Below are 5,964 nucleotides of genomic sequence, written 5' to 3'. Positions count from 1 at the left end.
TTATACGGGCGTGGCGGTTTTGAACGCAGGCCAAGATGAACTTTGAGCCGACGAACATGATGTTTGCAGAACCGCGAAGTTAAACGCCAGCTATCACGCAGTAACCCACGATCAAGTTGCTCAACACAACCCACCGCCGCCATGTCCGCATTTTTCGTGCATTCGCGCATCATCATCGCAAACACTTCCATGTCGTAGACAAAGGTGTCGGTGTGCAGCAGAAACAAGTAATCGGTCTCAACTTTCGCCAAGGCCAGATCCAACGCCTTGCCATGGGCAATATGCCCCATTTCCTTGCCCGGCGACGGCCGCTCGATCAGATTGATCCAGTCCAGCGAACGCAAATAATCGAGGCTGGCATCCGCCGAATCGTTATCCACCACCCACACTGCAATGCCCTGCGCCTGGACATGCTCGCGCAACAGCTCCAGACACATGCGGGTAATGTCCGGGGTTTTGTAATTTACCAGGACGAGGCTGAAGTTGGATTGCGGCTGGGAGGGTAAATCGAAGGCTTTCATGTCGGAGGGACTCATCCACGGCTCAAGACGACAGGTTGATGAGCCGGGATGCTAGCGGGGGAAGCTTAGGTGAAGCTTAATTTGGCAGGGTCGGACACTGGAGAAATGTGAGGACGTAAAACGGTTGGGATGCGTACCGGATGTAGCCATGCGTTCATCAGGTTGCGAAGTAAAGCTCATCCAGTTGGCGCTTGCGGATTGCCAAGTATTCCTCCCACAAATTGGGAAAGTCCTCATCTCTGGTTAGCGGAAAGGTCAGATAGATGTGTTTTCCGACAACACTGATGTACTGGCGCGCACGTTTGAAAGCGGGCTGCTCGTACAGCGCAAGGGTCTCGTCGTAAGCGTCGTGATGGTGGCGAATCGTTACTCGATGAGGGGCAATCATCCCTCGCGCAAAATCGATCACCCAGTCGCCGTCTATGGCCGTACGCAAATAGCCGTAAACACCATCGACCGACAGCAGGATGCAGGTGTTGGCTTGGTGGCCGTCCTCATCGTTCGCTAGAACAATCTGGTCTGCGAAGTATTTGATCGTCTGGTTATCCGGACCCTGTAGAAGCAAGCTCCAGCCCTCGACGCCCATGCGAAACTCGCCGATGTTTTGAAAGGTTGCGGTCCATCGATTGGCAAGCGTTATCTGACGGGTATTCATGGGGGGTTCAGACTCGAAATTTCCGACTTATGGCGTCGCATAAACCGAAACAAATCGGCTTTACGTTTTAACAGATGTTAAGAATTCAAATAAATAGACGAACGTGGTTGCTCCCATTTCATCCATGTAACCCCGCAGCTTTGCACGCTTCGACGAACGTGGCGCCTTTTTTGTCCATGGCAGTCTTGACCATTTGATTGGCTTTCACCAATGCAGCGCTGGGCTTGGCCCATTGTTCTGGTGGCAACGCCTCAGACCACGTTTGCACTTGCTCCGGAAGGGTAGGCCGCCCTTTGCGATGCGCCCATTCGGCTAGCATGTAAGGCATCTTCCAGAAGCTCAGCACGCGCCACATGTACCAGCGGCGCAATGGCCAGTAGGATTTATTCGAGTAACCGTAATGCTCGCGCTGCTCGGGCGTCAGTTCGTCGCCACCCTCGTCCAGCGACCCCATCGCGCGTGCGTCTTCGCGTTCGATTTCAAAAGTGTGTAGGCCTTCGTACGGTTTGAGCCGATCACCGGATGGAGTCAAACCCAGTGCCTTGAGCATCGGGTTTGAAGCATCTACCAACTGACCGTCTTCCATGTAATTACGAATTGACGTCCACATCCCTAAAGCATGTGCATCGCTGGGTTGTGGTAGCAGTAGGAATTGCACTTTGTCCTGCTCCTCATCCTCCAGACCCATGCCGAACGTGTACTGGCGAGTAGCGCCATAACTGGTGACGCCCTGAGTGTTGGAGACCCAGGCGACGACGCTTTCCCAAGGTACGATGAGGACGCGGCGGGTTTTGCTGTCGACGTAGCAGACTTCGCGGCGTTGGCGGTTGAAGCGGACGGGGTAGGTTTTTGCTGCTTTAAAGACGCCGGAGAGCATTCCGTATAAGTACGCACCAAGAGGGAGAATAAACAGTAGAGAGCCACTAGCAAAAACCAGTAACGAGTCACCAATTAGGTCGACGAACCTTCGATCTATTCCGTGAGGGCTGAAAAGTACGAGCCAAGCACAGATAAGCACCGGAGCAATGAATGCTGTCGTCAATGCCATCCAAATTCCAGCGGCAAGTATTTTTCCTTGTTCAACCATTCCCCAATTACTTCCACCGAGTTCCAGGAATACTTCGTTCATCCCTGAAAAATTCCGGCGAGAGGATTGAGTTTGTCCTGTATAGACCGGTAATGGCGATAGAAACAAAGTTTCATTCATTCCACGGACGCGGACTTCTCCAGCCCTTGGCCTCTCGCTACGGATGTCCGCTGCGGCTTCAGAAGTAGTGAATTTAGCGCCGCGCTTGAAAAGGCTTTTAAGCATCGATGGTCCCCAAATCTTCTTTTTTGAACAATATGAATTGGGATTTACTTGTGCCAATCGGCAACGAGTCAGCAGAATCAAGCTTAAAGACACCGCGCGTTGGATCGCGCCTATAAGGTGAGCTAATAATATGCAGGTCACGGAGCACAAAGCAGGTTTCGTGCATTACGTCACGTTCAGCTTCCAATTGATAAGCGATGGTCAATGCCAAGGAAAAATCTGTGGTCTGCAATGAGTCACTGATCGGCAAATGAATTGTCAACGCTTCGTTGCCTTTACTGGCTACGACTAATCGACTAATCCAGGTTGTCGTGCACTCCCGCCATCTCAAGGGAAAAGGGCCGGGCGCGTAACCCCCTTTCTTTGGAACATCGCGATATTGCTGGTACGCTTTCAATTGCAATTTTCGAGTATCCATTTCCTGCGTGCTAACGCCTGGAATTATAAGCTTCAGATAGGTCTGCTTGGCATCACGAATCATTTCACAAGTAGGTTTTTGCACGACCTTTGCCAGTTCGTTCCATTCGTCCTGCATGCTGCGATTCTTAGTTTTGTTCCCCCAGACGCTGGACTCCATCCATTTTTGCAAGTCGTCCAGAGGCAAAGATTGCCTCATAGCTTCAGATCAAAGGATCGCAGCCTACGGCAGCTCCTACATTTGGAATGCGTTTCCCCTGTAGGAGCAGCCGTAGGCTGCGATCTTTTAATGTTTAACGCGCGAGTCGGGTCAAACACTCCTCAATCGACCGCCGTTGCGTCTCGGCATACAACCCCAACTCATCGATGGCCGAACGCCCCAGCGCCTGTTCGAAAGCCTGGCGATTGGAGTGTTCGGCGTAATGCGTCTGCGCAGAATCGCCGAGGTTCGACTGAAAAATCCCCGCTGCGCTCACCGGCAGGAAATCTTCGTACACCAGCGGCTCCGCTTTCACATAGCCATCGCGCAGCAAGTCCTTCAGTGACGATTCGCCAAGTCCGTGCGCCGCGATGCCCTTTTCCGTAACGAAATAACGAAAGTACGCCAGCCCCTGTTCGCGCATGCCCTCGACGCTGTCAGGAAATTCGGCAAAGTGCTGCGTCATCAGCGCGTTGTAGCGTGCGGCGTTCGCTTCATTGGGGAAGTCGCCCAGTTCATCCCGTGCGGCGTTCAACAAGCGGTCATACAGCGCGCGACCCTTGGGTGTCAGAGCTGCGCCGCGTTGTTCGATTTCGCCGAAGCGCGCACTGTGGCTGCCACGGCTTTCGGGCTGATCGGTGAAGGCGATCGGCTCGTCCAGCGCTTTGAAGCTGGTCTGGCGCAGCAGGATCGGGCAATTGCGGCGCGGTGGGCCTTCGATCACCGCTTTCGGCGTGATGCCGTGAGCAGGCATCTGTTCTTGCACGGTGTCGATGTCCAGCGTGCGCGGCGTCAGGTGATTGATGTGCGGGCCCTTGAACGCAACGACGTCAGCGACCAGGCGGTGCTGGGCGCTGAGTTTCTGGTATTGCGCAGCGCTGACGGTAGCGCTGTGGTGCCAGCGAAAAGTCTCCAGTGCCTGTCGGACGAATTCCGCGGCTTCAGTTTCATTCAAGCCGCCCGCCGTTTCCGCCTGTTCAATCAGGCGCAACGCGGCGTCGGTGAAGATCGCACGACGGGCCAACACCGACTCGGAAAACGAACGCAATTCAGGATCTTCAATCAACTCCAGACGCAGCAACGAGGTGAACACACGAAACGGGCTGACCTGTAGCGCCTCTTCATGCGCCGCGCGGAACGCTGTCGAATGCACCGGCACACCCGCCGGGGTCAGGTCGTAATAACCCACCGGTTGCATGCCCATCACCGCGAACAAGCGGGCGAGGGTGGCCAGTTCGCTCGCGGTCCCGACGCGGATGGCGCCGTGGCGCTCCATGTCCAGCCGTTCGATTTCGCCGGTGCGCTTGAGCTGTCCGGCAATGTCAGGCTGACGTGCCAGCACTTCGCGGTTGGTTTTCTCCACCAGTTCCATCAGCGCGCCGTACAGCGGCACCTCTTCGCGGTACATGTCGGACATCGCTCGGGAGAAGCGTTGGCGGATCAGGTCGGGGCTGACGAACGGCTGCACGGTCATGAAAAAAATTCCTGCCACGGTCACGGAATGGATGCTGGAAAAGATCGCAGCCTTCGCCCACGCGGGCAAACGAAGAATCCTACGAACTTCATTCTGCCAACGACTGATCCACCAGCTCGATCCAATGCTTGACCGGCGTGCGCCCGGCGCTCGCCAGATGGCTTTGACAGCCCACATTTGAGGTGACGATCAATTCAGGCCGGCCGCTTTCCAGTGCGTTGAGGCGTTGGTCGCGCAGTTGCCGCGCCAGCACCGGTTGCGTCAGCGAGTAGGTGCCCGCCGAGCCGCAGCACAAATGGCCGTCCGGCACCGGCGTAAGGTTGAAACCGAGCCGGGTCAGCACTGCTTCCACCGCGCCGCCGAGTTTCAGTGCGTGCTGCAAAGTACACGGGCAATGCACAGCGATGCGCCGTTCGCTGGCCGCGCATACCTGTTCCAGCGGTTCTTCTGCGATGACTTGCACCAAGTCCCGAGTCATTTCGCTGATCTGCCGAGCCTTATCGGCATAGTCCGGATCGTCGGCGAGCAAATGCCCATAGTCCTTGATGAATGCACCGCAACCGCTGGCCGTCTGTACGATGGCTTCGGCACCGTTCTGCAGATGCGGCCACCAGGCATCGATGTTCTGCCGGGCGCGGTCCAGGCCCTTGGTCTGGGCGTCGAGGTGATAGTCGAGCGCGCCGCAACACCCGGCCTCGCTTACCGGAGTAACGCTGATGCCCAGGCGATCGAGCACCCGCGCGGTCGCGTCATTGGTGTTCGGCGACAGGCCCGGTTGTACGCAGCCTTCGAGTAATAACACCCGGCGCGCATGCCGAGGAGCAGGGCGCGACCCCATGGCACCCAAGCGTTGCGGCAGTTTGCTTTCCAGCAGGCGCGGCAGCAGCGGCCGAAAGGTCGCGCCCATGCGCAGCAAGCCTTTGAACACAGCCGGATTCGGCGCCAGCGCGCGCAAGCCTTCGCGCAGCAAGCGCTGGGCGGCCGGGCGCGGCACCGCGCTGTCGACTACCGCGCGGCCGATGTCGAGCAGGTTGTGATAATCGACGCCGGACGGGCAGGTGGTTTCGCAGTTGCGGCACGACAGGCAACGGTCCAGATGCAGCTGCGTCTGTTCGGTGGCCGGTGCGCCTTCGAGCACTTGCTTGATCAGGTAAATGCGTCCGCGCGGCCCATCGAGTTCATCGCCGAGCAGTTGATACGTCGGACACGTCGCGTTGCAGAAACCGCAATGTACGCAGGTGCGCAGGATTTTTTCCGCTTCGGCGGCGCGGGGCAGTTGCCGCGATTGCTCGCTGAGGGTGGTTTGCATGGCTAGACCTCCGCGTACATTCGCCCGGGGTTGAACAGCCCTTGCGGGTCGAGTTGCGCCTTGAGTTGCCGGTGGTA

General features: G+C 56.8%; 6 protein-coding genes. All 6 read right to left on the bottom strand.

What is annotated here, in order from left to right:
- Positions 1-521 (bottom strand): glycosyltransferase (locus tag D6877_RS18040; RefSeq protein WP_130911652.1); only part of this gene is annotated, 521 nt, incomplete at its 3' end.
- A gap of 157 nt (positions 522-678) precedes the next feature.
- Positions 679-1,176 carry a hypothetical protein gene (locus tag D6877_RS18035; protein ID WP_130911649.1) on the bottom strand — a complete coding sequence of 166 codons (498 nt, stop codon included), beginning with the start codon at positions 1,174-1,176 and terminating at the stop codon, positions 679-681.
- A 118-nt stretch (positions 1,177-1,294) separates the two neighbouring features.
- Positions 1,295-2,305 carry a DUF6708 domain-containing protein gene (locus D6877_RS18030; RefSeq protein ID WP_241662921.1) on the bottom strand — a complete coding sequence of 337 codons (1,011 nt, stop codon included), beginning with the start codon at positions 2,303-2,305 and terminating at the stop codon, positions 1,295-1,297.
- Between the two features lie 175 nt (positions 2,306-2,480).
- Entirely contained in the window at positions 2,481-3,023 is a 543-nt protein-coding gene (locus D6877_RS18025) for a hypothetical protein (protein ID WP_130899288.1), read from the bottom strand.
- A 175-nt stretch (positions 3,024-3,198) separates the two neighbouring features.
- Positions 3,199-4,578 carry a VOC family protein gene (locus D6877_RS18020; protein ID WP_130911648.1) on the bottom strand — a complete coding sequence of 460 codons (1,380 nt, stop codon included), beginning with the start codon at positions 4,576-4,578 and terminating at the stop codon, positions 3,199-3,201.
- A gap of 88 nt (positions 4,579-4,666) precedes the next feature.
- Positions 4,667-5,887 (bottom strand): glycolate oxidase subunit GlcF, encoded by a 1,221-nt coding sequence (gene glcF, locus D6877_RS18015; protein ID WP_130911647.1) that lies wholly within the window; start codon positions 5,885-5,887, stop codon positions 4,667-4,669.
- Positions 5,888-5,964: the final 77 nt, after the last annotated feature.

Source organism: Pseudomonas sp. Sample_9 (assembly GCF_004307535.1).
GTDB lineage: Bacteria > Pseudomonadota > Gammaproteobacteria > Pseudomonadales > Pseudomonadaceae > Aquipseudomonas > Aquipseudomonas mercuritolerans.
The sequence above is the reverse complement of the archived record's forward strand: the minus strand, read 5'-3'. Positions and strand labels throughout refer to the sequence as shown.

What these genes read in the sequence shown, in the direction of transcription:
- D6877_RS18035 (WP_130911649.1), bottom strand. Translation starts at nt 1,176, where the DNA reads ATGAATACCCGTCAGATAACGCTTGCCAATCGATGGACCGCAACCTTT.
- D6877_RS18030 (WP_241662921.1), bottom strand. Translation starts at nt 2,305, where the DNA reads ATGAACGAAGTATTCCTGGAACTCGGTGGAAGTAATTGGGGAATGGTT.
- D6877_RS18025 (WP_130899288.1), bottom strand. Translation starts at nt 3,023, where the DNA reads ATGCAGGACGAATGGAACGAACTGGCAAAGGTCGTGCAAAAACCTACT.
- D6877_RS18020 (WP_130911648.1), bottom strand. Translation starts at nt 4,578, where the DNA reads ATGACCGTGCAGCCGTTCGTCAGCCCCGACCTGATCCGCCAACGCTTC.
- glcF (WP_130911647.1), bottom strand. Translation starts at nt 5,887, where the DNA reads ATGCAAACCACCCTCAGCGAGCAATCGCGGCAACTGCCCCGCGCCGCC.